The 25181-nt window shown below is 45.3% G+C and carries 19 protein-coding genes; 16 read left to right on the top strand and 3 right to left on the bottom strand.

Going from position 1 to position 25181, the window contains the following annotated elements; translation table 11 throughout:
- Nucleotides 1–6: 6 nt before the first annotated feature.
- Entirely contained in the window at nucleotides 7–606 is a 600-nt protein-coding gene (locus tag K0I73_RS13220) for a YjaG family protein (RefSeq protein WP_220061548.1), read from the bottom strand.
- Nucleotides 599–3400 (bottom strand): two-component sensor histidine kinase BarA, encoded by a 2802-nt coding sequence (barA, locus tag K0I73_RS13215; RefSeq protein WP_220061547.1) that lies wholly within the window; start codon nucleotides 3398–3400, stop codon nucleotides 599–601. The genes K0I73_RS13220 and barA overlap by 8 nt, the downstream gene beginning before the upstream one ends.
- Nucleotides 3401–3498: 98 nt before the next feature.
- On the opposite strand from barA, the gene rlmD reads away from it, so the two are divergent.
- The 13 genes from rlmD to rpoS all read left to right on the top strand — a co-directional run bounded on the left by rlmD (nucleotide 3499) and on the right by rpoS (nucleotide 17440).
- On the top strand, nucleotides 3499–4833 hold the full coding sequence (gene rlmD, locus K0I73_RS13210; protein WP_220061546.1) for a 23S rRNA (uracil(1939)-C(5))-methyltransferase RlmD: 1335 nt from the start codon (nucleotides 3499–3501) through the stop codon (nucleotides 4831–4833).
- Between the two features lie 166 nt (nucleotides 4834–4999).
- Complete coding sequence (gene relA, locus K0I73_RS13205; protein ID WP_220061545.1) at nucleotides 5000–7216, top strand: GTP diphosphokinase; 2217 nt, start codon at nucleotides 5000–5002, stop codon at nucleotides 7214–7216.
- 61 nt (nucleotides 7217–7277) lie between these two features.
- Complete coding sequence (gene mazG / locus K0I73_RS13200; protein ID WP_220061544.1) at nucleotides 7278–8081, top strand: nucleoside triphosphate pyrophosphohydrolase; 804 nt, start codon at nucleotides 7278–7280, stop codon at nucleotides 8079–8081.
- Between the two features lie 109 nt (nucleotides 8082–8190).
- Nucleotides 8191–9828, top strand: a complete 1638-nt coding sequence (gene pyrG / locus K0I73_RS13195; RefSeq protein WP_220061543.1) for a CTP synthase — start codon at nucleotides 8191–8193, stop codon at nucleotides 9826–9828.
- 125 nt (nucleotides 9829–9953) lie between these two features.
- The gene (eno, locus tag K0I73_RS13190) at nucleotides 9954–11249 is read left to right on the top strand and encodes a phosphopyruvate hydratase (RefSeq protein ID WP_220061542.1); all 1296 of its coding nucleotides are present in this window, start codon (nucleotides 9954–9956) and stop codon (nucleotides 11247–11249) included.
- Between the two features lie 100 nt (nucleotides 11250–11349).
- Nucleotides 11350–11649 (top strand): cell division protein FtsB, encoded by a 300-nt coding sequence (gene ftsB / locus K0I73_RS13185; RefSeq protein WP_220061541.1) that lies wholly within the window; start codon nucleotides 11350–11352, stop codon nucleotides 11647–11649.
- A 63-nt stretch (nucleotides 11650–11712) separates the two neighbouring features.
- On the top strand, nucleotides 11713–12426 hold the full coding sequence (gene ispD / locus K0I73_RS13180; RefSeq protein ID WP_220061540.1) for a 2-C-methyl-D-erythritol 4-phosphate cytidylyltransferase: 714 nt from the start codon (nucleotides 11713–11715) through the stop codon (nucleotides 12424–12426).
- 59 nt (nucleotides 12427–12485) lie between these two features.
- Nucleotides 12486–12968 carry a 2-C-methyl-D-erythritol 2,4-cyclodiphosphate synthase gene (gene ispF / locus K0I73_RS13175; RefSeq protein ID WP_220061539.1) on the top strand — a complete coding sequence of 161 codons (483 nt, stop codon included), beginning with the start codon at nucleotides 12486–12488 and terminating at the stop codon, nucleotides 12966–12968.
- A gap of 12 nt (nucleotides 12969–12980) precedes the next feature.
- Nucleotides 12981–14045 carry a tRNA pseudouridine(13) synthase TruD gene (gene truD / locus K0I73_RS13170; protein ID WP_220061538.1) on the top strand — a complete coding sequence of 355 codons (1065 nt, stop codon included), beginning with the start codon at nucleotides 12981–12983 and terminating at the stop codon, nucleotides 14043–14045.
- A complete protein-coding gene (gene surE, locus K0I73_RS13165) occupies nucleotides 14038–14787 on the top strand; it encodes a 5'/3'-nucleotidase SurE (protein ID WP_220061537.1) in 750 nt (249 codons plus the stop codon). Before truD ends, surE begins: the two co-directional genes overlap by 8 nt.
- Complete coding sequence (locus K0I73_RS13160) at nucleotides 14784–15419, top strand: protein-L-isoaspartate(D-aspartate) O-methyltransferase (protein WP_220061536.1); 636 nt, start codon at nucleotides 14784–14786, stop codon at nucleotides 15417–15419. Before surE ends, K0I73_RS13160 begins: the two co-directional genes overlap by 4 nt.
- 114 nt (nucleotides 15420–15533) lie before the next feature.
- Nucleotides 15534–16388, top strand: a complete 855-nt coding sequence (locus K0I73_RS13155) for a peptidoglycan DD-metalloendopeptidase family protein (RefSeq protein WP_220064382.1) — start codon at nucleotides 15534–15536, stop codon at nucleotides 16386–16388.
- A 77-nt stretch (nucleotides 16389–16465) separates the two neighbouring features.
- Complete coding sequence (rpoS, locus tag K0I73_RS13150; RefSeq protein ID WP_220061535.1) at nucleotides 16466–17440, top strand: RNA polymerase sigma factor RpoS; 975 nt, start codon at nucleotides 16466–16468, stop codon at nucleotides 17438–17440.
- Nucleotides 17441–17581: 141 nt separating this feature from the next.
- Here rpoS and mutS read toward each other — a convergent pair whose 3' ends face one another.
- On the bottom strand, nucleotides 17582–20149 hold the full coding sequence (gene mutS, locus K0I73_RS13145; RefSeq protein ID WP_220061534.1) for a DNA mismatch repair protein MutS: 2568 nt from the start codon (nucleotides 20147–20149) through the stop codon (nucleotides 17582–17584).
- Nucleotides 20150–20481: 332 nt separating this feature from the next.
- On the opposite strand from mutS, the gene recA reads away from it, so the two are divergent.
- The 3 genes from recA (at nucleotide 20482) to alaS (ending at nucleotide 24826) form a co-directional block, all read left to right on the top strand.
- Complete coding sequence (gene recA, locus K0I73_RS13140; protein ID WP_220061533.1) at nucleotides 20482–21543, top strand: recombinase RecA; 1062 nt, start codon at nucleotides 20482–20484, stop codon at nucleotides 21541–21543.
- A 13-nt stretch (nucleotides 21544–21556) separates the two neighbouring features.
- Complete coding sequence (locus tag K0I73_RS13135; RefSeq protein ID WP_434086682.1) at nucleotides 21557–22003, top strand: regulatory protein RecX; 447 nt, start codon at nucleotides 21557–21559, stop codon at nucleotides 22001–22003.
- 201 nt (nucleotides 22004–22204) lie between these two features.
- A complete protein-coding gene (gene alaS, locus K0I73_RS13130; RefSeq protein ID WP_220061532.1) occupies nucleotides 22205–24826 on the top strand; it encodes an alanine--tRNA ligase in 2622 nt (873 codons plus the stop codon).
- Nucleotides 24827–25181: the final 355 nt, after the last annotated feature.

Genomic DNA, 25181 nt, shown 5'->3' with positions numbered 1-25181 from the left:
TATCGATTAAGTTGCGGAAATCCCGATATTAGATACGCCTGATTCGATGATCTCTTTACGTAACGATTTGACGAAATCTGGGGTCAATTTGGGATTGTCTTCGATGATGTCCAGTAGTGACGATTGTAACTCTTTCTCTTCGATCATCACTTCATGGTTAAAGATGAAATCGTCAAGCGCCGCTTCTTCCATCTCTTCTTCTACCGTGGCTTCGATATAGTTTGCCACAGTGCTTGATGACAGTTTACTGATATTGGTAATATCGTCTTCGACTTTACTCTGCAGCGCACTGAGTAAAGAGGTGAGGGCAACGGCTGCATCCATTGCTGGATAGACGCCGTAAGCATCAAAATCGCTAGGCTCAGGGGTATTGAGATCGAGGCGTTCTAGATAGATATCGATATTAAGCTTTAACTTTTTATCGTACATCGACTGCCACAATAGATTTAGTGTGGTATCGAGTACTTGTGGATCACCAAACTCGCACACCTCACTGAACAGTAGATAGTTGGGGTACATGCGTTGACAAAGTGCGATAGCAAACAACTTCTTTTGTTCAAGTTCTAATGCTTTTAATCGTTTGAAGAACCCTGGTTTATTACTCATCGATCACATCCATAGATAACTGGGATATTACTTGGTTAGCGGCAGATTCTACCTTAGAAAGCTCATCAAGTAACTCTAGTATTTCAGGTTCTACCTCTTCGACGCTGCCATTTTTCTTGAGGGATAGCTCAATTTCTCGGCAAAGTCGCTGGGTTGTTGGTACGCCGCAGTAACAACTGGCACCATGTAGTTTGTGTACATGAGTCAGCATAGCTTCGCTGTCTAGGGTATCTAACGCCTGAGACAGGTTATTTCGTGTCTCTGGCATCGAATCTAGCAGCATCTGTAGCATCTCGAGTGCAAGATCGGCTTTCTGATTCGCTTGGGTTAGACATAACTCCCAGTTGAGCGTGTGTTGATCAAAATGGGTGAACTTAGGACGGGTCTTCCATCGGCTAATGACACTCTTAAGCGCGGCTTCGTCTATTGGTTTAGGCAGATAACCGTCCATACCACTTTGCTCTATGCGCTCACGCTCCTCGGCTATCGCATGCGCCGTTACCGCTATGATTGGCGTATTGCGATTAAGAGAATGCTCTCTGATCTGTTTGGTTGCGCTAAAACCGTCGGTGCCGGGCATCTGAATATCCATAAAGATCAGATCAAAACTACGCGTCTTGGCGATATCTACGGCCTTTTGACCATTATCAGCCACTGTTACTTGAGTCACGAGTTCACGCAATAGGGTATCGATAAGCTTTAGGTTGGCGGGGTTGTCATCTACAGCCAAAACACTCATAGGTTCTCGGCTTAAGTCCTCTTCGATGGCATCACTAAAGGGTTGTGACTCCATAGCCGCCTTATGGGGATTAATTAGGGTCACTGCAAGTGAGCGCTCGCCTATAGGAGCATGCACTATCTTATCGACGCTAGGTTGAATCATGCCCATCTTAGCTGCGCTGTTATTGCTGTTACACAGATAGAGTGAGTAGTCGCTTACTTTGCGAATACTGTTTAGGGTTTCTGCTAAAGATGGACTCTCAGCCAATTCATTACAGCTAATCATGGCGTAATCGAAGTGGGATTGCGGATCTTGAGTTATCTTTGTTAATTGTTCTAGCGTCGTCACATTGGTGACGTTCATCTTCCAATGTTCGAACAGGTTTTCGTGAACCGTTCGTGAAAGCTCTTTGGGTTCAAACAGCATGATCGATTTATGTCGGAGCTTATCGGTTTCCAATGTCTGACTAATAGGATATTGGCTGAGTTTCAATGGCAGAGTAAACCAGAAGGTTGAACCTTTGTTCGGACTCGATATACAGCCAATTTGGCCGCCCATCTGATTAATGAGTCGTTTGGTAATAATCAGCCCAAGGCCTGTGCCACCAAAGCGGCGCGAGATAGATGAGTCCGCCTGACCAAAGGCTTGGAATAGTTGGTTTTGGTGGTGTTTATCAATGCCGATACCTGTATCGCTGATCTCACAGCGGATAGTGATCTTCTCTGGCTCTTCACTCGTGAGACGCATTTTTAGGTGGACACTACCTCTATCGGTAAACTTAATCGCATTTCCGACGAGATTTGTGATCACTTGCCCGACTCGCATCGCATCGCCTGAGACGTTATCGTTAATCGTCGGTTCGATATCGATCACTAGCTCGAGTTCCTTCTCTTTTGCACTGTTAGCCAGCAATGAAATGGTATCTTCGACAACTTCACGCAGCGCAAATGGCATATTTTCGAGTACCATTTTGCCCGCTTCCAATTTAGAGAAATCGAGAATATCGTTAATGATCCCTAAAAGATTTGTCGCACTTTTTTCAATGGTCTTAATATAGTCTTGCTGACTAGAGTGCAAAGGCGTTTTTAGCAATTGTTTGGCAAAACCAATCACACCATTGAGTGGTGTGCGAAGTTCGTGAGACATGTTGGCTAAGAATTCAGACTTAATGCGACTGGCTTCGAGGGCCCGCTTTTTAGCAAGATCTAACTCGACGTTTTGGATCTCAATCTGCTCCAGGGTTTCGCGTAGATCTGAGGTAGCCTGATCGATGTTTTGTTGCATCTCTTCATGATAATCAGAGAGCGAGCTGGCCATGGCGTTGATACCACGTTTAAGGAGGTCAAGCTCACCGATAAGATTGCCGTCAACACGGGTATCGAGTTTTCCTTCACGGATCTTGGCGACGACTCGGACCATATCGGTAATTGGTTGGGTGACATTCTTAACTAATCTAAATGTAAACAACAGGTTAAGCTGAACACCAATCAACACTATGATAAATGCCGCCACTGCCGCGCGATGTTGCGCTAATAGGGCGTTTTCCTTATTAATCAATACGGCGATGTAGCCAAGCCTAGCGGAATTGTCCTGTTGAGCGGTCGAGTTTTTATCATAGGGACTCACAATTAGCTCTCGCTCGCTAGAAAAAATAGGGCTCCGCAGGATAATACTGTCACCAAATTGCTCTAATTCTGTGGTGACTAAGGATTCTATCGGCTCGTTGTAACGCATGAACTCATGACTCTTATAGTGATGCGAGGTCACTATGACTCGATTATTGGTATCGAAGATGGCAATGAATTGTACTAAGTTAGATTTATTGAGCTGAACCGAGGTGATGAGCCTTTTTGTGGTTTCGAAATTCTTGGTTTCAAGGCCAATTTCTGCGGCGATCGCCAATGGCTCAATGATGTTACTCCCACGTTCAATTAAGCTTTGTTCCAGTTCATAGAAGCGATTTATGGTAAAGTAGCTGCCAAGCAAAATGCCGACCAAAATAGTGGGCGCTAATGCCAGCACAAGAACCCAGGCTCTTAAGCTGTATTTAGTCATATTGTCGGCACTATTCATGGAGTTGGCTAATTAACGTCTGTGGTTGATATAGGTTACATTAGACTGCCAGACTTTGTGCAGTATTTACTAGTATTTTTATTGTTTTAGAGACAGAAATGGCGCAATTTTTTAAACCTAAACCCAATAAATCAAAACAAACTTCAGCTAAGCAGCAGTTTGAGATCAGCGATCTGGACCATCTTGGTGCTGGCGTTGCCCATCATCAGGGGAAAATCGTATTTATCCCTGGCGCGCTCCCTGGTGAAAAGGTTACTGCGCAAATTGTTGAGCAGAAAAAGCGTCATGCCAAAGCGAAATTATTGTCTGTTGATACCCAGTCTGCCGGCCGGATAGCCAGTTCCTGTCCCTATTATGGAGAATGTGGTGGCTGTGATCTGCAGCATTTAGACCTTGCTAAACAGCGGGAATATAAGCAGCAGGCTTTAATTAATCTGGTCGATAAGATGGGACATGTTAACCCTGATGAAATCGCCCTACCATTGGCAGGTGAAGGTTGGCATTACCGCCGTAAGGCGAGGCTTGCCACAAATTATCAGCGAGACAGCAAAACCCTCAAGCTAGGATTTCGCGCATTATCGAGTAATCAGGTCGTTGATATCGCAAAGTGCCCAGTGCTAGCAAAAGAGCTGTCTGATCTCATTGCGCCGTTAACCCTGAGTTTAAATCAGTTAGTCGCAAAACGTAGCTTGGGTCATGTGGAGCTGATTTCGGTGGAATCTGGCCCATGGGTGGTGATTCGCATTACCCAACTGCTGGGCGATAGCGATAAGCAAATCTTGCTCGCTTTTGCACAAGCGCATCGGGTACAGGTGGCACTACTTGATGAGCATGGTCAGTTAGAGCCGCTGGTGGGGGAGCCGCAGCTGCCATTCTATCTGCTCGACAATGAGTGCCGCTTGAGTTTCTCGCCGGGTAACTTTATCCAAGTTAATGGTGATATGAACCGCCAGATGGTGAGGCAAGCCATTGATTGGCTGGACGTTAAACCGGGTGAGCGGGTATTAGATCTGTTTTGCGGGGTTGGTAACTTTACCATTCCACTCGCAAAAACGGGCGCCGAGGTTGTTGGTGTCGAAGGTGTCATTGAGATGGTCGCTCAGGCGAAACTCAATGCAGCTCAAAGTGATGTGAGCCAAGTGGAGTTTTATCATGCGGATCTGGGCGCCGATATCTCCTATCAGCCATGGCTTGGACGCATCGATAAATTGCTTATTGACCCAGCAAGGGCGGGCGCATTTGAAAGCCTACAATGGCTGAAGACGATGAAGCCACAATCTGTGGTTTATATCTCATGCAATCCGGTGAGTTTGGCGAGAGATTGTGAGCCATTGTTGCAGCAGGGTTATAAGCTGAAAAAACTGGGTTTAATTGATATGTTTCCTCAAACTCATCATATCGAAGCTATGGCGTTGTTCGAATTAGATAAATAATTGTTAACAATGGTGTGGTTGGGCAAAATATCTACGTTTGTCAATTGACAACCGAGGTGGAATCTTCAAGATAGTGGATTAAGAATTTTACGTGTTACGGAATGGCATTCACTGGGGCGAGAATCGAGATCTTTAGCGCGTATACAGGAAAAAGGACAATCATTAGATGGTATCTGTAAGAGAAGCACATTTTAATGACCAAGATTTTCAATTAACCGAGTGGGTTAATCGGTATCTTGATGATGCTGATGACGCTAGCACCTTGCTTGAGTTAATGAAGCAAGTTGAGCTGCTCGTTGCCAAGAATAGTGCCAAAGATCTCGCCAAAGATAGCCTTTTAAGCCAGCGTGCGCGGGAGATGATTGAGATCCTCGCACCGCTGAATATGGATATTGAAACCCTGCAAGCGGCGGTGATATTTGTCGTCCATGATGCTGGAGTGCTCAACGCTGAGCAGGTTGAAACGCTGTTCGGCGCTAAGCTTGCGGCGCTCGTCAGCAGTGTTGTTACCATGAATGCCATAGGTGCATTAAAAGTTAACGAGCAGAGCCGCAACGCTGAACCACAGATCGATAATATCCGCCGCATGTTGTTGGCCATGGTCGAAGATGTGCGCGCGGTGGTGATTAAACTCGCCGAGCGGATCTGTTTGCTCAGAGAGATTAAAAATGCCGATGAAGAGACTCGCGTCCTGATCGCACGCGAAATTGCCGATATTTATGCGCCACTCGCTAACCGTCTTGGAATTGGTCAATTAAAGTGGGAGTTGGAAGATATCTCCTTTAGGTATCTGCATCCAACCACTTACAAAGATATTGCTAAGCAGTTGGACGGTAAGCGGGTTGATCGTGAGATCTATATCGATAATTTTGTTAGTCAGTTGCAAAAACGCCTCGATGAAGATCATATCCGTGCAAAAGTGTACGGCAGGCCTAAACATATCTATAGCATCTGGAAAAAGATGCGCGGTAAAGATCTTAAGTTTGATGAACTGTTTGATGTGCGCGCGGTGCGTATCGTCACCGATCGTCTGCAAGACTGCTACGGCGCCTTAGGGGTTGTGCATACCCTTTGGCACCATATCCCCAAAGAGTTTGACGATTATGTGGCCAACCCTAAACCCAATGGCTATCAGTCGATACACACCATCGTTGTGGGACCTGAAGGGAAAACCGTTGAAATTCAAATTCGCACCGAGCAGATGCATGAAGATGCCGAACTCGGTGTTGCGGCTCACTGGAAATATAAAGAGGGCGCCACCGGCAAGCAAAGCGGCTACGAAGAGAAGATCAATTGGTTGCGTAAAATCTTGCAGTGGCAAGAGGATGTGGCTGAAAGCGGTAATTTAGTAGACGAAGTGCGTAGCCAAGTGTTTGAAGACCGTGTCTATGTGTTTACCCCAAATGGTGAAGTCGTTGATTTACCAATGGGTTCTACTGTGCTCGATTTTGCCTATTACATTCATTCCCATGTTGGCCATAAGTGTATTGGTGCCAAAGTGGATGGGCGTATCGTGCCATTCACCTACCAAGTTGAGACGGGTGAGCGTATTGAGATCATCACCTCGAAACACCCAAACCCTAAGCGTGATTGGTTAAATCCAAATTTGGGTTATATTCGTACTTCTCGAGCACGTTCTAAGATCCAGCATTGGTTTAAACAGCAAGATCGCGATAAGAATATTATTGCGGGTAGAGAGATGCTCGAACACGAGTTATCTCGCAGTGGCTTGACCCTAAAAGATGCTCAAAGTGCGGTGGAGCGTTTTAATATGGTGGGGATGGACGATCTACTCGCCGGTATCGGTGGTGGCGATGTGCGCCTTAACCAAGTGGTTAACCATGTTCAGAGTCGAATGCGCATTAATCAAGTGTCAGAGGAGGAAGCGCTTGAAGATCTGCTGAAGAAAAACCATGCCCGTTCGGATAAAAGAAGTAAGGGACAGGTTGAGGTCAATGGTGTTGGCAATTTGATGAGCCACATCGCTAAATGTTGTCAACCTGTACCAGGTGATGAAATCTTTGGTTTTATTACTAAAGGGCGTGGTATTTCTGTGCACAGGGCCGATTGCGAACAAGTTAAAGAGTTAATGCGAGTGCATCCTGAACGCAGCGTCGATGTGGTATGGGGCGAGAATTACTCTGGTGGTTATAAACTGCGTATTAGAGTACTGGCTAATGACCGTAGTGGGCTTTTAAGAGATCTAACCTCGGTCTTAGCGGCTGAAAAATCAAATGTACTTGCGATGAGTTCATCATCAGATGTGAAGACTCAAACGGCGGCAATCGAATTGGAATTGGAGCTTTATAACCTAGAGGGATTATCTCGGGTGATCTCTAAGCTATCGCAAGTCGATGGCGTGCTAGAAGCCAGAAGACTATAAAGTTTAATAATCGTGACTCAGAAGGCGGCGTTAGTCGCCTTCTCTTTTTTGAGAGCTAAATATGAGTGCATCGAAGGATATTGACCGTCTGCTCCAGATCATGAGCAAGCTGAGGGACCCAGAAACGGGTTGCCCTTGGGATAAAGCGCAAAACTACCAAACAATTGTGCCGTTTACCCTAGAAGAGGCTTATGAAGTCGCCGATACCATCGAGCGTAATGCGCTCGATGAGTTACCCGGCGAACTTGGTGATTTGTTGTTTCAGGTGATCTTCTATTGTCAGCTTGGCAAAGAGCAAGGGGTGTTCGATTTCACTGTCGTGGTCGATAAAATTTGCACTAAATTGACCGAGCGTCACCCCCATGTGTTTGGTCAGTTATCTCAGACGACGACCGAAGAGGTTAAACAAACTTGGGAGGGGATTAAGGCAAGCGAACGAGTTGGGCGCTCATTACATTCTGTGTTAGATGATATTCCGCTTAATCTGCCAGCCTTGAGTCGTGCAGCTAAAATACAACGCCGCGTTGCCACGGTTGGATTCGATTGGGATGAACTCGAACCTGTTGTGGGTAAAATTCACGAAGAGATAGAAGAGGTGCTTGTTGAGGTTAATGCGCCAGAGCAAGATCCTCAAAAAGTTATGGAGGAGATGGGCGACCTATTATTTGCAGTGGTCAACCTTGCTCGCCATATAGGCGTCGATGCCGAGCTGGCGCTTCGTCAGGCGAATACTAAGTTTGAGCGCCGCTTTCGTGGTGTTGAAGCCTTAGCTAATGCCACTGAAAAGCCGATGAAAGATCACTCATTAGCGGAGTTAGATGGTTATTGGGATCAAGTTAAAGCGAATGAAAAGACAAAAGCGTAAAATATATCGCTTTGTTGTTTGTCGAATCACTACAGCTTTGGTATAATATTGCCCCGTCCTAGTGCTTTCTTACAAGCACATATTTCCAACTCATTTTCTCAGGTTCAGCATGACTACAAGGTATATCTTCGTTACTGGTGGCGTGGTTTCATCACTAGGTAAAGGCATTGCAGCAGCATCATTGGCAGCAATTTTAGAGGCTCGCGGCCTTAATGTAACCATTATGAAGCTGGATCCCTATATTAACTTGGATCCAGGTACCATGAGCCCAACCCAGCACGGTGAAGTTTTCGTGACTGAAGATGGGGCTGAGACTGACCTCGACTTGGGTCATTACGAACGCTTCATTCGTACTAAGATGAACCGTCGTAATAACTTTACAACGGGTCGTATCTACTCTGAAGTGTTGCGTAAAGAGCGCCGTGGCGACTATTTAGGTGCCACTATTCAGGTAATTCCGCATATTACTAATGCGATCAAAGAGAAAGTCCTTGAAGGCGGCGAAGGACATGATGTTGCAATCGTAGAGATTGGTGGCACTGTCGGTGATATTGAATCACTACCATTTCTCGAGTCGATTCGTCAGTTGGGTGTCGAGCTAGGACGTGAGCGTACCCTATTTATGCATTTGACCTTAGTACCTTTCTTAGGTGCAGCAGGTGAAGTGAAGACTAAGCCTACACAGCATTCGGTAAAAGAACTTCGTTCTATCGGTATTGCGCCAGATGTATTGGTTTGTCGTGGTGATCGTGCGATTCCATCAAATGAGAAAGCGAAAATTTCGCTATTTTGTAATGTGGAAGAGCGCGCCGTTATTTCACTTAAAGACGTTGATAGTATCTATAAGATCCCGGCGTTGCTTAAAGCACAAGGCCTCGATGATTTAGTCACCAAGCGTTTTGGTTTGGAGTGCAAAGAAGCGGATCTGTCTGAATGGGAAAACGTTATCTATCAAGAAGCGAATCCTACCGGTGAAGTGACTATTGGTATGGTCGGTAAGTATATTGAACTGCCTGATGCTTATAAGTCAGTAAACGAAGCCCTAAAACATGCTGGTTTATTTAACCGTGTGTCGGTAAACATCAAGTATATCGACTCTCAAACGGTTGAAGCTAAGGGTGAAGAAGTTCTGCAAGGACTCGACGGTATCCTAGTGCCTGGTGGCTTTGGTGAGCGTGGCGTAGAAGGTAAGATCTTTGCTGCCAAGTTTGCTCGCGAGAACAATTTGCCTTATTTCGGTATCTGTTTAGGTATGCAAGTGGCTTTGATTGAGTTTGCTCGCCATGTTGCTGGGTTAGAAAATGCGCATTCAACCGAGTTCAACAAAGAGACTCCTCACCCAGTTGTGGGTTTGATCACAGAATGGATTGACGAAGAAGGTAATATCGAACAACGTCATGAAGCATCTGATTTAGGTGGCACTATGCGCCTTGGTGCGCAGCTTTGTCATCTGATCGAAGGAACCAAAGCGGCAGCAGCTTACAAGGGGCTAACCTGTGTAGAGCGTCACCGTCACCGTTACGAAGTGAACAACACGTACAGAGAACGTTTAGAAAAAGCTGGCCTAGTATTTAGTGGTCTATCATCTGACCGTCAGCTTGTAGAGATGATTGAGCTCCCTAACCATCCTTGGTTTGTGGCAGGTCAATTCCATCCTGAATTTACATCAACACCTCGCGATGGTCAGCCATTGTTCGAAGGTTTCGTTGCAGCAGCCGCCGCGTACCAAAAACGCGATTTGGGCTAATATTTAAACAAGAGCCGCTTCCGAGTGCCGGAGGCGGCTTTTTTGTTTCAGATGATGTAAATTTAGCGATAACAATTTTAGTTTTGCATTAACTTTTAAATCTTAAACTTAAAGTCGAGGAAATTATGGCTAAAATTATCAATGTCATTGGTCGTGAGATCATGGATTCACGCGGTAACCCAACGGTTGAAGCGGAAGTTCATTTAGATGGCGGATTTGTGGGTATGGCTGCTGCACCATCCGGTGCATCAACTGGTAGTCGTGAAGCACTAGAACTACGCGATGGCGATAAGAGCCGTTACATGGGTAAAGGTGTGTTAACTGCTGTAGCTAACATCAATGGTGAGATCCGTGATGCGCTAATGGGAAAAGATGCGACTGCACAAGCTGAGCTCGATCAAATCATGATCGATCTTGATGGTACTGAGAATAAAGACAAGCTTGGCGCTAACGCGATTCTTGCTGTTTCTCTTGCTGCAGCTAAAGCGGCGGCTGCTTTCAAAGGCATCCCGCTTTACGCTCACATTGCAGATCTAAACGGTACGCCTGGTCAGTACTCTATGCCTGTTCCTATGATGAACATCCTTAACGGTGGTGAGCACGCCGATAACAACGTTGATATCCAAGAGTTTATGGTTCAGCCTGTTGGCGCAAAGAGTTTCCGTGAAGCATTGCGCATGGGCGCAGAGATCTTCCACAGCTTGAAGAAAGTACTTCAAGAAGGTGGTTTGAGCACCTCTGTTGGTGATGAAGGTGGTTTCGCACCAAACCTTGCCTCTAACGCTGATGCACTTGCTATGATTAAAGTTGCTGTAGAAAAGGCGGGTTACAAGCTAGGTGAAGATGTAACTCTGGCACTCGATTGTGCCGCGTCTGAATTCTACAAAGATGGCAAGTATGATCTGTCTGGTGAAGGCAAAGTATTCGATTCAAACGGATTCTCTGACTTCCTTAAATCTTTGACTGAGCAATATCCAATCGCGTCTATCGAAGATGGCTTAGATGAGTCAGATTGGGAAGGTTGGGCATACCAGACTCAAATCATGGGTGACAAGATCCAGTTAGTGGGCGACGATCTATTCGTAACTAACACTAAGATCCTACAACGTGGTATCGACAACAATATCGCTAACTCAATCTTGATTAAGTTTAACCAGATTGGTTCGCTAACTGAGACGCTAGCGGCTATCCGTATGGCAAAAGATGCTGGCTATACTGTTGTCATTTCACACCGTAGTGGTGAGACAGAAGATGCAACGATTGCCGATCTCGCTGTGGCAACTGCTGCTGGCCAAATTAAGACGGGTTCACTATGTCGTAGTGATCGTGTTGCTAAGTACAACCAACTACTTCGTATCGAAGAGCAGTTAGGTGAAAAAGCGCCTTATAACGGTCGTAGTGAGATTAAAGGCAAAGCATAATTTGCTAATTAGCCAATAATTTATGAAAAGGTCACCACTTGGTGGCCTTTTTTGTTGTAATATCTCTTCAGACTTTCTAATAGTGATATAGCCATTAAGGATGAAGCGACTTCTAATAGCCATAATAGTTCTGTTTTGCCTACTTCAGTACAGACTCTGGGTGGGAGAAAATAGCCTGCCTGAATCATTTCAACTGCAAGAGCAGATAAAGCTGCAACGTCAAAGTAACGCCAAATTGATAGAGCGAAACCAAGTGCTTAAAGAGGAGATCATTGATCTTCGTCGTGGCACCGAAGCGTTAGAAGAGCGCGCGAGAAATGAGCTTGGTATGGTTAAGCAAGGAGAAACTTTTTTTCGTGTCGTGGGCGAACCTCAGCGTAATGGGGACATCAATCGGTAAATCATCTTGTGCAACTGGCTCGTTGAATCATTAGATGATTTGGCGTGATATGAGTTTAAATAAATGAATCAAATTATTGAACATCTTGTAGCTATAGTACCAGCAGCTGGGATCGGCAGTCGTATGGGCGCCGAAATTCCTAAGCAATACTTGATGTTAAATGAGCAGCCTATTATTGCTCACACCCTAGATGCTCTGCTTAAACATCCTAAAATAGCCCAAGTGATAGTGGCTCTTAGCCCTAACGACTCCTATTTTGCTCAGTTACCTCAGGCAAATGACCCAAAACTGAAAGTGGTTGAGGGAGGCAAAGAGCGCGCCGATTCTGTTTTAGCGGGTTTATCTTGTGCGCCTCAGTCTGCTTGGGCGCTGGTGCATGATGCTGCTCGGCCATGTTTGCATCCGAGTGATATCGATCAATTGATTGCTGTCGCTGAGCGGCAGATCCAAGATGATGAACCGCCTCAAGGTGCTATTTTGGCTATGCCAGTACGAGATACCATGAAGCGTAGCAACAGCCAAGGCGATATAGAGCAAACGGTTTGTCGTGATAACTTGTGGCATGCATTAACTCCTCAGCTTTTTCCTGTTGCGAGTCTTAGGGATAATTTAACTCAGGCACTGGCAAATGGCATAAGCATTACCGATGAGGCATCGGCTATGGAGTGGGCTGGTTTTAGACCACAATTGGTTTCTGGGCGAGCAGACAATATAAAGGTGACTCACCCTGATGACCTTCGTCTGGCAGCGTTGTTTTTACATCAAAACTTATTTTGAACCACAATTTCAATCATAACGATTAGGCTTAGTCGTGAGCTAGTTATACAGGGAATAATATGAATATTCGCATTGGCCATGGGTTTGACGTACACAAATTTGGTGGTGATTTACCACTTATTCTAGGTGGTGTCGAAGTCCCTTATGATACCGGGCTTGTCGCCCACTCTGATGGCGACGTGGTATTGCATGCTATCTCTGATGCGATTCTTGGTGCGATGGCATTGGGAGACATTGGTAAACATTTTCCTGATACCGATCCTGAGTTTAAAGGTGCCGACAGCCGAGTGTTGCTGCGTCACTGCTATCAACTGGCCGTGGATAAAGGATATTGTTTAGGCAATCTCGATGTCACTGTGATAGCTCAGGCACCAAAGATGTTGCCACATATAGAAGCGATAAGAGTCTGTTTAGCTGAAGACTTACTCTGTGATATTGACGCGATCAACGTCAAGGCAACCACGACAGAAAAACTTGGTTTCACCGGGCGCAAAGAAGGCATTGCAGTCGAAGCCGTTGTGCTGATGACTAAAGATATTTAACACGAGAATTTTATGAGTTCACTTCACTATTTACATGGTCAACCTCAATCGAGTGCCGATTTACGTACTCATCACAGTGATTTTATGGTTGAGGAGATCTTACCATTTTTGCCCACAGGCGAAGGTGAGCACCATATGATCCATGTTCGCAAACAGGGGTTAAATACCGCCGATGTGGCTAGAATGCTATCTAGCTTTGCTGGGGTGCACCCGAAAGAGGTCACGTTTGCGGGACAGAAAGATAAAAACGCCATAACGACTCAATGGTTTGGGGTGCGAATTCCAGGGAAAGAAACACCTCAATGGGATGATCTTAATAGCGAACAGTTAACGATTATTAGTAGTAGCCGTCACAGTAAGAAATTGCGAACAGGCGCGTTAGCGGGTAATCGATTTACCCTCACCTTGAGAGGGGTATCTGATATTGAAGATATGATTAAGCGCATCGGGCTTGTAAAGCAAACAGGGGTGCCCAACTACTTTGGCGAACAACGCTTTGGCCACGATGGCAAAAACTTGATTTTTGGGCGTCAAATGCTCGCCGGTCGTAACGTTAAAGATCGCAATAAGCGCAGTATGTACTTGTCAGCAGTTCGCTCGCATATTTTTAATGAAATGGTCTCCACAAGGTTAGCTATGTTTGGTACTCAAGTGCTCGATGGTGATTGTGTCATGTTAGCGGGCAGTAAAAGTTATTTTGTTGCCAATCCTTGGGACGAAGAGTTATTGGGACGTTTAGCGCAGAAAGATATTCAATTGTCTGCGCCACTGTGGGGCAGGGGGCAAGCCCTGTCTCAGGGGGAAGCATTAGCGTTCGAGACATCCATATCGGATAGATTAAATGAGGATTGTATTGGTCTTGAGCAAGCAGGCTTGAATCAAGAGCGTCGCACTCTACTACTTGAACCTCAGAATTTGTGCTATGAGGTTGAAGGCGATACCTTAGTGCTTAAATTTGCTCTGCCTGCTGGGTGTTTTGCAACTTCAGTGTTAAGAGAGTTGGCTCAATATGAAGATGTGAATGACAGAGAGTTTAAAGCTAGGCGATCAGCTCAAGGCGTTAGTGGTAATGATTAGAATATTAGTAAGTAATGACGACGGTGTTGGGGCTCCAGGTATTGCAGCTTTATCAGAAGCGTTGGCGCAGCATTATGATGTGATGACGGTAGGCCCTGATCGCAATTGTTCTGGGGCCAGTAACTCTTTAACCTTGACTAATCCTTTGCGAATTAATAAGTTAGGAAATGGTTATGTCTCAGTCAGTGGGACACCCACTGATTGTGTCCATTTGGCAATTCGAGAACTGTACCATGATGAACCCAATATTGTCGTTTCAGGCATCAATGCTGGAGCGAATATGGGCGATGATACACTATATTCTGGTACCGTGGCTGCCGCGATGGAGGGACGATTTCTAGGGCTTCCTGCGATCGCCATCTCATTAGTGGGTAAAGAGCTGCTTCATTATGATACCGCAGCGAAGATCGCCTGTAAGGTTGTGGCTGGGTTAATCGATAAACCAATCGCTAACGATCAAATATTGAATGTTAATGTTCCCGATTTGCCCTTTGAGGAGATTAAGGGGATCAAGGTTACTCGCCTTGGTGCTAGGCATAGAGCAGAAGGTATGGTGCGAACATTAGACCCTGCAGGAAGAGAGATCTTTTGGCTCGGCCCTCCTGGTGAAGAGCAAGATGCGAGCGAAGGTACCGACTTTCATGCTGTGGCCAATGGTTATGTTTCTGTGACCCCACTAACGGTGGATTTGACCGCTTATGAACAGCTTTCAACAATGAAACAATGGATTGAACAACTATGAACGGTGTTGCCACCACATCAGCATTAAATTTAGCAAGAAGTCTACAAGGCTCTGGTATTGCCAATGTAGACGTACTTTCGGCGGTAGCAAAGACGCCTAGAGAGCTATTTCTTGATGCCGCATTGGGGCATAAAGCCTACGAAAATACCGCACTACCTATTGGGCAAGGCCAGACCATATCTCAGCCCTATATAGTGGCGAGAATGACCGAGTTGTTGCTTGAGTCTAAGCCTAGAAAGGTATTAGAAATTGGCACGGGCTCTGGATATCAAGCGGCTATATTAGCGCAATTGGTTGATCAGCTATGTACCGTAGAGCGGATTAAGAGCCTACAGATTCAGGCTCGGCAACGTTTAAAGCGCCTAGATCTGCATAATGTCTCATTCAAATATGGCGACGGCTGGCAAGGCTGGGCTAATAAGGGGCCTTTCGATGCTATTATGGTGACGGCTGCTGCTAGTAGCCTGCCTCAAGCCTTGTTAGAACAGTTGGCGCCTAATGGAGTGTTAATCATTCCTGTAGGTGAGGAAGTCCAACAGCTACTTCGCGTGACTCGATCCGACTCTGGGTATCTTACCGATACAATTGAGATGGTCAAATTTGTCCCCTTGGTCAACGGTGAGCTTGCCTGATGTCTCAGTGGTTATAATAAGTTGTCTATTGCAGATATATTTATCAATCAAAGAGGTAAAACGATTAAGCTTTTCACTATAAGAGTGCGGATAGCCCGAGTATTTATTGTTTTTATGACAATAGCGTTTGCGGGCTGTAGTTTTAAAGCTAATACGCCAGCACCTGTTGTTAGCATCAACCCTCCTGTAAAAAAAGCCTATAAAAGAGGAGGTCTTACCTCTGACCAGTATAAAGTAAAAAAGGGCGATACTTTATATTCGATCTCTTGGGCTGCAAATAAAGATTTCGTTGATATTGCTAGGCGCAATGGGCTAAGGAAGCCTTATACCATCTATCCTGGGCAGGTGTTGAAGCTTAATTCGACAAGCTCTGTTACAAACAAATCATCAGCAAAGAGTACGCCTAAAGTTGTGGGGGCAACTGAAAATATAGTTAAAAAACATACGGTTAAAGATATTCCTGTACCAAAGGAACAAAAAGTGACATCGTCAAAAAAACAGCTTGATCATGGTCACAATTCTGCGTACTCTGTTACAAACGGTCAACAAAATGTTAACGAGGTTATCCGCAAGCCGAAATCCAATTTACCTCCTAAAGTGTATCGATGGTTTTGGCCTGTTAAAGGCAAGTTGATTGGTAAATTTTCTGCCAACGAGCAGGGAAATAAAGGAATTAAGATAGCTGGTTCTCGAGGAGATCGTATTCAGGCTGCAGCAGATGGACGTGTTGTTTATGCTGGTAACGCGCTTCGAGGGTATGGCAATCTAGTGATCATTAAGCATAGCGATGATTATTTAAGTGCTTATGCTCATGCAGATAAAATCTTAGTTAAGGAAAAGCAATTCGTTACAGCAGGACAAACTGTTGCGAGTATGGGGCAAACGGGTACCAATAAAGTGATGCTGCATTTTGAGATTCGGTATCATGGCAAATCTGTAGACCCACTTAAATATTTACCTAAAATATAATTTTTTTAGGAGCCATTTGGCAATTGGAGGATAGAAAAGTGCAGTAAATTATTACGTAAAATTTGGGAGATATTATTATGGGTCGAACAAAATCTACCGCCTTTGCGGAGCCCTTGGTGGACTTATCAAAGAATGAGTCTGACGTTTCATTAATGGATAGCAAAGAGATTGCAAAAGAGGCTGAACTAGAACAACAAGTACAAGAAGATTTGCAAAAAAACTTAGATGCCACTCAGCTATATCTGGGTGAGATTGGATTTTCCCCCCTATTGAGCGCGGAGGAAGAGGTTTATTTTTCACGCAAGTCCCTCAAGGGCTGCGCTAAATCTCGAAACCGTATGATTGAGAGTAATCTCAGGCTCGTCGTAAAAATTGCACGTCGTTATAACAATCGTGGGCTAGCACTGTTAGATCTTATCGAAGAAGGTAATTTGGGCCTAATTCGTGCAGTTGAGAAGTTTGATCCTGAGCGTGGTTTCCGTTTTTCTACTTATGCGACCTGGTGGATTAGACAAACGATTGAACGAGCAATAATGAACCAAACTCGTACGATTCGTTTACCTATTCATGTAGTTAAAGAGTTAAATGTCTATTTGCGTACTGCTCGTGAATTGGCGCATAAACTCGATCATGAGCCTACAGCGGAAGAGATCGCCGAACAGCTAGATCTACCAAGCAGCGATGTCAGTCGTATGTTGAAGCTAAACGAGCGTATAACCTCTGTTGATACACCGCTTGGCGGCGATAACGACAAAGCACTGCTGGACGTTTTAGCTGATGACGACAGCGTCGGACCTGACTATAAGGTTCAGGACGAGGATATGTCTAAGTCGGTTGTACGTTGGTTAGATGAATTAAATAGTAAACAAAGAGAAGTATTAGCTCGTCGTTTTGGTTTGTTAGGATACGAGCCATCTACATTAGAGAATGTGGGCAAAGAGATTGGTCTTACCCGTGAGCGAGTACGTCAGATCCAAGTGGAAGCGTTGAAACGTCTTCGTGATCTGTTGGGAGCACAAGGTCTATCGGTAGAAGCCATTTTCCGCGTGTAAATGAGAGCATAGTAAGAGAGTTAGGGGTGTAGGCTTAGCATTGATGAGGTAGCGTGCGCGTTAAGGAATAATGCCAGCGTTATTATAGCCGACCCCGATTAAATTTTTAAAAGCGCACTTAGTTAGTGCGCTTTTTCCTTTCTAGCGGATCTGTTTTAGCTGATAGAGCAGATCTAAAGCTTGCTTAGCCGTTAATTGATCTGGGTCTATTTGATCTAATCGCACTAATACGGCAGATTCTTCTGGCGCTGAAAAACTCAGGATCTGTTGTCCTGAAGAGTCTGCTGTTCCATCTCTGTCGCGACTTTCTAAATGATGCAATTTCTGTTTCGCCGCGTTGACGACTTTTTGGGGGACACCTGCTAATGCTGCCACTTGCAATCCATAGCTTTTACTCGCCGCGCCCTCCTGTACTGCATGCATAAATGCGATAGTGTCGCCATGTTCTATTGCATCTAGATGAACGTTGGCTACGTTAGGCATAGATTCAGTCAGTTGAGTCAATTCAAAGTAATGGGTTGCAAATAGCGTCATTGATTTAAGGCTACTAGCCAGATGTTCGGCGGCCGCCCACGCGAGCGATAGTCCATCATAAGTTGAGGTGCCACGACCAATTTCATCCATTAGAACTAAGCTTTCAGGTGTTGCATTATGCAGAATATTTGCTGTCTCGGTCATCTCTACCATGAAGGTTGAGCGTCCCGATGCGAGATCGTCGGCGGCGCCAATACGGGTAAAGATGCGATCTACTGGTCCGAGTAATGCTCGCTGAGCAGGAACAAAACATCCTATATGTGCCATAAGGGTAATCAATGCTACTTGGCGCATGTAGGTTGATTTACCGCCCATATTAGGTCCAGTTACAATGAGCATTCTTCGCTCTGGACTCAGTTGCACTGGGTTGGCAATAAAAGGCGTTTGGCTTACCTGTTCAACGACGGGATGTCGGCCCGCTTCAATCTGTATCCCACTTTGGGCTCTTAGTTCTGGGCGACTATAATTAAGCAGTTCGGCTCGCTCAGCAAAATTACTAATGACATCAAGTTCGGCGGCGGCACGTGCAAATTGCTGTAGCTCAAAAAGTTTAGGCATTAACAGATCAAACAGCTCCTCCCAAAGCTGCTTTTCAAGTGCAAGGGCTTTGCCCTGACTCGAGAGCACTTTCTCTTCATGCTCTTTTAGCTCAGCGATAATGTATCTTTCGGTATTTTTAAGAGTTTGTCTACGTTGGTAGCTGATAGGTACCAAGTGAGATTCTCTGCGGCTGACTTCGATGTAATAACCATGAACCCGGTTATAACCCACTTTAAGTGTGGATGCGCCAGTTGCTTGTTTTTCTCTCGCTTCTAGGTCTTCGAGATAATCTGTCGCGCCTCGACTCAGTTCCCGCCATTCGTCTAACTCTGAATTATAGCCTTCCTTCAATACCCCTCCATCGCGGATCAGCATGGGGGGATTATCGACGATGGCACGGCTCAATAGATCATGTTCGCTGGGAAAGTCGCCTAGGCTCTTGGCTAAGGCGGCCAGATGGGCACTTTGGTAATGGGTCAATAAGTGCTGAATTGAAGGCAACAAAGATAGCGCTTGGCGAAGCCTTGCAAAATCTCGTGGACGAGCGCTGCGAAGTGCCAAACGAGCGGTGATCCTCTCTACGTCTCCAAGCGCTTTTAATTGGTCGTGTAGTTGGTCGAATTCACCAGAATCAAGTAGTTCTTCAACTGCATCATGACGCGCTCTAATAGTGTTGTGGTTTCGTAGCGGCTCATGGATCCAGCGCTGCAACATACGGCTTCCCATGGGGGTCGCCGTATTATCAAGCACTGCAGCAAGGGTATTATCGGTACCACCTTGCAAATTTTTGGTCAATTCGAGGTTTCTGCGGGTTGCAGCATCTAAAATGATGCTGTCGCATTGATTAAATCTAACGATGGAGTTGATATGAGGTAAGGCTGTACGCTGGGTATCTTTCACATATTGCATTAAGCAACCAGCGGCTTGAATCGACAGCCTAACATCGCCTAAACCAAATCCGTAGAGATCTTTCGTACCGAACTGCTCAAGCAGAAGTTTGTAGCTGGTATCGTAGTCAAACTCCCATTCAGGGCGACGACGTTTGCCGCGAAAAGCACTAATAAGTGCCATCTCATTAAAATCTTCACTATGCAGCAGTTCAGCGGGATTCGTGCGTTGAAGCTCCGCCTCTAATGTTTCAGTTGTGGCGAGTTCTGTTACCACAAATCGGCCTGACGAAATGTCTAAGGTGGCGTAGCCAAAGCCGACTTTTCCGTGATAAACCGCTGCTAAAAGGTTATCTTGACGCTCTTGAAGTAAGGCTTCGTCAGTTAGTGTCCCTGGCGTAACAATGCGTACTATTTTACGTTCAACAGGCCCTTTTGATGTAGCTGGATCGCCAATTTGTTCACAAATCGCTACCGATGTTCTTAGCTGCACTAATTTGGCAAGATAGCCTTCTACCGCGTGGTAAGGGATCCCAGCCATAGGGATAGGATTGCCACCACTTTTTCCACGAGCCGTTAAGGATATTCCCAGTAACTCTGATGCTAACTTGGCATCATCGTAGAATAGCTCGTAAAAGTCACCCATGCGATAGAACAGCAACATATCGGGCGCTTCGGCTTTTAGCGTCAAATATTGACGCATCATTGGGGTATGCTTCTCGAGACTTTGAATATCAACTGCGTTCATGAAATGACCAAGGTATCCTGCAAAATAATTCTCAGTGTAATAACGCCAAGATTACGATAAAAATGATGTCGCCAATATTAACAATAAATTTAACCTGGGTAATGATTTATGGCTATTAATTGTGTGATTTAGCAACGATCAATTTCAACCTATGAGTAAGTGCTTGTTTTAAAGTTGATAAAAAATAATCATCAACAGCACTTGATACTGTATGATTGTACAGTATACTAGTTTGCATATTGAGACATAAGGCGTTGCGTGAATTTTAAACGACTCGCTTTATCCTAACGGATTTACCACAGCGCAGCGTCTGTGATTGAGAGGACAATACAATGAAGATAGATGCAAATAAAGAGAAAGCCCTTAACGCGGTTCTTGGTCAAATTGAGAAACAATTTGGTAAGGGATCCATCATGAAGTTAGGTGAAAACCGTTCTATGGATGTTGAGACTATCTCTACTGGCTCTCTATCATTAGATGTTGCACTTGGTGCTGGTGGTTTGCCACTAGGACGTATTGTTGAAATTTATGGCCCTGAGTCGTCGGGTAAAACCACACTAACTCTTGAAGTGATCGCAGCGGCCCAGCGTGATGGTAAAGTCTGTGCCTTTATCGATGCAGAGCATGCACTTGACCCTATTTACGCGCAAAAGCTTGGCGTTGATATTGATAACCTTCTCTGTTCTCAACCAGATACAGGTGAACAGGCGCTTGAGATTTGTGATGCGCTAACGCGTAGCGGTGCGGTCGATGTAATTATTGTCGATTCTGTTGCAGCGTTGACACCAAAGGCAGAGATTGAAGGGGAAATTGGTGATTCTCACATGGGCTTAGCGGCGCGTATGATGAGCCAAGCAATGCGTAAGCTAGCGGGTAACCTTAAGCAATCGAACACATTGCTTATCTTCATTAACCAGATTCGTATGAAGATTGGTGTGATGTTTGGTAACCCTGAAACAACCACTGGTGGTAATGCGCTTAAATTCTATGCCTCTGTTCGTTTAGATATTCGCCGTACTGGTGCGATTAAAGACCGAGAAGAAGTTATCGGTAACGAAACTCGCGTAAAAGTAGTTAAAAATAAGATTGCAGCACCATTTAAACAAGCGGAATTCCAAATACTATATGGACAGGGGATTAACCGTACTGGTGAGCTTGTCGATTTAGGTGTCGCGCATAAGCTGATTGAAAAAGCGGGTGCTTGGTATAGCTATAAAGGTGACAAAATTGGTCAAGGTCGTGCTAATGCTGGTAAGTTCTTAACTGATAATCCAGAAATTGCTGCAGAAATTGATACGGCGTTACGCACCATGTTGTTGAGCGGACCTAAAGTTGCCGTTGAATCAGCGGTCAGTGATGAAAATATCGACCTAGAAACAGGCGAAGTGTTTTAAGTTTTAACTTGTTATGACAACTTCTGCTATGCATATCGCGGTTGGGCTACTTGCCCGCCGCGACTATTCCCGCCATCAAATAAAAACCAAGCTGATACAGAAGGGCTTTGAGCTGACTGAAATCGACCCCGTGTTAGATCGCTGTGTTGATAATGGATATCTCGATGATCAGCGCTTTGCTGCGCTTTTATTGCGATCTCATATCAGCAAAGGGCACGGACATAATCGGATTCGTCAGTCGATGGCGCAGAAGGGATTATCCAAAGAGACGATTGAAACGGCGCTCAATAATAGTGGCTGTGATTGGTTTGAGTTGGCAAGGTCAAAAGCCGATAAAAAGTTTGCTAGTAGCGGTGCTATTGCGGATCAGAAAGAGAGGGCCCGCAGAACTCGCTATTTACTTGCTCAGGGTTTTACTTACGAACAAGTGGCTTATGCATTAGAGGTTGAAGTCGACTAAGATCCATTGGCCTATGGGCTCTTCGTTTTACTAAACTATTTAATTCCTGTTTATTTTTCCCCGTTATTTTTCGGTTTCTTTTACTATCCTCGGCTAAACCTCTGGTTGTTCAACAACAGACTGCTTATAATGTTGGGCTAACTAGAGTATCGGTGAACGCTTAAATGTCACTGAGAATATAATCTAATTCAGGATAATTTCATGTATCAAACCACTGCAGCGCTGAGAAGTGCTTTCTTGGAGTTCTTCCGCAGAAACAGTCATCAGGTCGTGGACAGCAGTTCACTGGTACCTGGTAATGATCCAACCTTGTTGTTCACCAACGCTGGTATGAACCAGTTTAAAGATGTCTTTCTTGGCGAAGACAAGCGTGATTATACCAGAGCGACAACCTCGCAACGTTGTGTTCGCGCCGGCGGTAAACATAATGACTTAGATAATGTGGGTTATACCGCACGTCACCATACTTTTTTCGAAATGCTCGGTAATTTCAGCTTCGGTGACTATTTTAAGCAAGATGCGATTCGTTTTGCTTGGACCTTTTTGACTGAAGAGCTAAAGCTGCCGAAAGAACGTCTGTGCGTCACTATCTATGAAACCGACGATGAAGCGTTTGAGATCTGGAATAAAGAGATCGGCGTCGCTGCGGAGAATATCATCCGTATCGGTGATAACAAAGGCGCTGCGTATGCGTCAGATAACTTCTGGCAAATGGGCGACACGGGCCCTTGTGGTCCTTGTTCTGAAATTTTTTATGATCATGGCGATCATATTTGGGGTGGTCGCCCTGGGACGCCTGAAGAAGATGGTGATAGATTTATTGAGATCTGGAACATCGTATTTATGCAGTACAACCGTCAAGCCGACGGAACGATGGACCCACTCCCTAAGCCATCAGTCGATACAGGAATGGGAATTGAGCGCATTGCTGCTATTTTACAAGGCGTTCATTCAAACTACGAGATTGATATCTTTCAAGCATTAATCAAAAAAGCCGCTGAAATTCTTGGCGTTACTGATTTAGAAAATAAATCACTACGGGTTATTGCCGATCATATTCGTTCTTGTGCGTTTTTGATTGCCGATGGTGTCATGCCGTCGAACGAAGGTCGAGGTTATGTATTACGTCGTATTATTCGCCGCGCCGTTCGTCACGGTAACAAGCTTGGCGCAACCGAGTCATTCTTCTACAAGTTAGTTCCTGCGTTAATTGATGTAATGGGCGATGCCGCTAAAGGGTTAGTTGAAACCCAAGCGATCGTTGAGAAGTCGTTGAAAGCGGAAGAAGAGCAATTTGCTCGTACGCTTGAGCGTGGTCTTGGCATTTTAGACAATGCCTTAAGCGAGCTAGAGGGGGACGTTCTCGATGGAGAAACGGCTTTCAAGCTATACGATACTTACGGTTTCCCTGTTGATTTGACTGCCGATGTTTGTCGCGAACGTGACATTACTGTCGATGAAGCTGGTTTCGAGGTTGCAATGGCCGAGCAGCGTAGCCGTGCTCAAGCTGCGGGGCAGTTTGATGCCGATTACAATAGTAGCCTTAAGATTGACGAGCAAACAGACTTCTGCGGATACGGCAACTTAAACGGCGAAGCCAAAGTGGTTGCGATCTACGTAGGTGGCGAAGAGGTAACAGAGCTGGCTGGCGATCAAGAAGCGGTGATCGTTCTAGATAGCACACCATTTTATGGCGAGTCTGGTGGTCAGTGTGGTGATAAAGGTGTGTTAAGCGCCGATGGCGTCGAGCTCCTTGTTGGCGATACCCAAAAATATGGTCAGGCTGTTGGTCATATTGGTAAGCTTAAGTCGGGTTCTATTCGTGTAGGCCAACAATTATCGGCAGCGGTTGATAAGAAGCTGAGACATCGTACTCAACTTAATCACTCAGTGACTCATCTTCTGCATGCTGCTCTGCGTCAAGTGCTCGGTACTCACGTCAGCCAGAAGGGATCGCTTGTCGATCCTGAAAGATTACGTTTCGACTTTTCTCACTTTGAGGCGGTTAATACTGCCGAGCTAAAGACTGTTGAAGATTTAGTTAACACTCAAATTCGTCGTAACCATGAGCTTAAGGCTCAGGAGATGGATATTGAGCAAGCCAAAGCCCAAGGTGCTATGGCGCTATTTGGCGAAAAGTATGACTCTAAGGTTCGTGTTGTGACCATGGGTGACTTCTCTATCGAATTGTGTGGTGGAACTCACGTTGGCCGCACTGGTGATATTGGCTTGTTCAAAATCACCTCTGAAGGGGGTATTGCCGCAGGTATTCGTCGTATCGAAGCGGTAACGGGTTCTGCTGCTATCGCTTATGTTAATGAGCAGCAAGCGCAGCTTGAACAAGCCGCGGGTCTACTCAAGGGCGATAGTGCTTCAGTTGTGGCAAAACTTAAAGCGCAGCTTGAAAAGAGTAAGCAACTGGAAAAAGAGCTATCGCAGCTTAAAGATAAGCTAGCGGCGGCAACCAGTGCTGACTTAGCGGGCGAGGCCCAAGAGGTTGCTGGTGCTAAGGTGCTGGTTAAAAAACTTGAAGGTATCGATGCCGGTGCGTTGAGAGGTTTACAAGATGAACTTAAGCAGAAGTTGCAGTCAGGTATTGTTGTACTGGGTATAGCAGGTGATGAAAAAGTTAATCTGATAGTCGGTGTTACTAAAGACTTAACCGGCAAAGTTAAAGCTGGTGAGCTAGTTGCTATGATAGCGGCTCAAGTTGGCGGTAAAGGTGGCGGACGTCCCGATATGGCACAAGCGGGCGGTAGCGAGCCAGCGAACCTTGATAGTGCGCTAGCGTCAGTACTACCTTGGTTGTCTGAACGTCTATAAATTTAAGGCAAGCTAGGTTATCGAAGAAAAAGCGCTCATAGAGCGCTTTTTTGTGTTCAAAACAGAGCGGTGATAGTTCCTAGCTTATTTAGGTTATTAGGGCCTGTTGATTTTTGTTGGTTGAATTTTGTTCGAGACAAAAACGTGTTAATCGAGGTGAGTGGATTGCAGTCTAGTGATCTAAGCAAAACTCACTGAACAAGGAGTAAAATGTTTTTAGCCGAACCCTTCGGGCAGCGTTTGTTGGTCATTTCTACTGCGTTCTCTGCTTTTTGTGTAGAATAACTACACCACAAAGCTTCTGCCTTGTATAAATACCTACCAATTGGCTGCCAAAACAACCTTGAAAGTCAAC

Origin of the sequence: Shewanella mesophila (assembly GCF_019457515.1) — a bacterium.
Classification (GTDB): domain Bacteria; phylum Pseudomonadota; class Gammaproteobacteria; order Enterobacterales; family Shewanellaceae; genus Shewanella; species Shewanella mesophila.
This window is presented reverse-complemented; position numbering and strand designations above follow the sequence as displayed.

Excerpts from the sequence above, each read along its gene's own strand:
- K0I73_RS13220 (WP_220061548.1), bottom strand. The coding sequence starts at position 606 with ATGAGTAATAAACCAGGGTTCTTCAAACGATTAAAAGCATTAGAACTT.
- barA (WP_220061547.1), bottom strand. The coding sequence starts at position 3,400 with ATGAATAGTGCCGACAATATGACTAAATACAGCTTAAGAGCCTGGGTT.
- rlmD (WP_220061546.1), top strand. The coding sequence starts at position 3,499 with ATGGCGCAATTTTTTAAACCTAAACCCAATAAATCAAAACAAACTTCA.
- relA (WP_220061545.1), top strand. The coding sequence starts at position 5,000 with ATGGTATCTGTAAGAGAAGCACATTTTAATGACCAAGATTTTCAATTA.
- mazG (WP_220061544.1), top strand. The coding sequence starts at position 7,278 with ATGAGTGCATCGAAGGATATTGACCGTCTGCTCCAGATCATGAGCAAG.
- pyrG (WP_220061543.1), top strand. The coding sequence starts at position 8,191 with ATGACTACAAGGTATATCTTCGTTACTGGTGGCGTGGTTTCATCACTA.
- eno (WP_220061542.1), top strand. The coding sequence starts at position 9,954 with ATGGCTAAAATTATCAATGTCATTGGTCGTGAGATCATGGATTCACGC.
- ftsB (WP_220061541.1), top strand. The coding sequence starts at position 11,350 with ATGAAGCGACTTCTAATAGCCATAATAGTTCTGTTTTGCCTACTTCAG.
- ispD (WP_220061540.1), top strand. The coding sequence starts at position 11,713 with ATGAATCAAATTATTGAACATCTTGTAGCTATAGTACCAGCAGCTGGG.
- ispF (WP_220061539.1), top strand. The coding sequence starts at position 12,486 with ATGAATATTCGCATTGGCCATGGGTTTGACGTACACAAATTTGGTGGT.
- truD (WP_220061538.1), top strand. The coding sequence starts at position 12,981 with ATGAGTTCACTTCACTATTTACATGGTCAACCTCAATCGAGTGCCGAT.
- surE (WP_220061537.1), top strand. The coding sequence starts at position 14,038 with ATGATTAGAATATTAGTAAGTAATGACGACGGTGTTGGGGCTCCAGGT.
- K0I73_RS13160 (WP_220061536.1), top strand. The coding sequence starts at position 14,784 with ATGAACGGTGTTGCCACCACATCAGCATTAAATTTAGCAAGAAGTCTA.
- K0I73_RS13155 (WP_220064382.1), top strand. The coding sequence starts at position 15,534 with ATGACAATAGCGTTTGCGGGCTGTAGTTTTAAAGCTAATACGCCAGCA.
- rpoS (WP_220061535.1), top strand. The coding sequence starts at position 16,466 with ATGGGTCGAACAAAATCTACCGCCTTTGCGGAGCCCTTGGTGGACTTA.
- mutS (WP_220061534.1), bottom strand. The coding sequence starts at position 20,149 with ATGAACGCAGTTGATATTCAAAGTCTCGAGAAGCATACCCCAATGATG.
- recA (WP_220061533.1), top strand. The coding sequence starts at position 20,482 with ATGAAGATAGATGCAAATAAAGAGAAAGCCCTTAACGCGGTTCTTGGT.
- K0I73_RS13135 (WP_434086682.1), top strand. The coding sequence starts at position 21,557 with ATGACAACTTCTGCTATGCATATCGCGGTTGGGCTACTTGCCCGCCGC.
- alaS (WP_220061532.1), top strand. The coding sequence starts at position 22,205 with ATGTATCAAACCACTGCAGCGCTGAGAAGTGCTTTCTTGGAGTTCTTC.